Origin of the sequence: Variovorax sp. 22077 (assembly GCF_052044195.1) — a bacterium.
Lineage (GTDB): Bacteria > Pseudomonadota > Gammaproteobacteria > Burkholderiales > Burkholderiaceae_C > Variovorax > Variovorax atrisoli.
Genome location: NZ_JBQEQC010000116.1, coordinates 1 through 400 on the forward strand (window position 1 = coordinate 1; position 400 = coordinate 400).

At 65.2% G+C, this 400-nt stretch carries 1 protein-coding gene; it reads left to right on the top strand.

Features of this window, described 5'->3' with window-relative positions; translation table 11 throughout:
* Nucleotides 1-15 precede the first annotated feature (15 nt).
* A partial coding sequence (locus ACTJLF_RS34750) for a DUF6531 domain-containing protein (protein WP_440884922.1) occupies nt 16-400 on the top strand: 385 nt, incomplete at its 3' end.

A 400-nucleotide genomic window follows, 5' to 3' on the forward strand; every position in this document is an offset into this window, starting at 1 on the left:
AGCAGGGTCAATGGCGTGATCACGCAGATGCTGGACTTCAAGCGGCTGTTGCGGGGGCAACTGTCGAGGCTGGCGGACAAGGAGGCCCAGGCGAGCATCATGTGGCTGCTGCACAAGCTGCGGGATGCGCTGCTGAAGAAGAAGGGCCAGCGTGCCGCGATCGTGTCGCCGCACGCGGGGGCCAAGGCGGAGAAAGAAAATCCGGGCACTCCGCTCGGTCACATTTCCAAGCAGGCCGATGCCCAGGGAACCGGAGGCTGCAAGAACTGCCCCGCGCCAGCGCGCAAGGGTGCATCCATCAGCCTGAGTACCGGCAACGAGAGCTTCACCCACACCGACTTCGTGCTGTCAGCGCCGCTGCCGATCGAATGGGCGCGCACCTACGCCAGCGACCTCGACG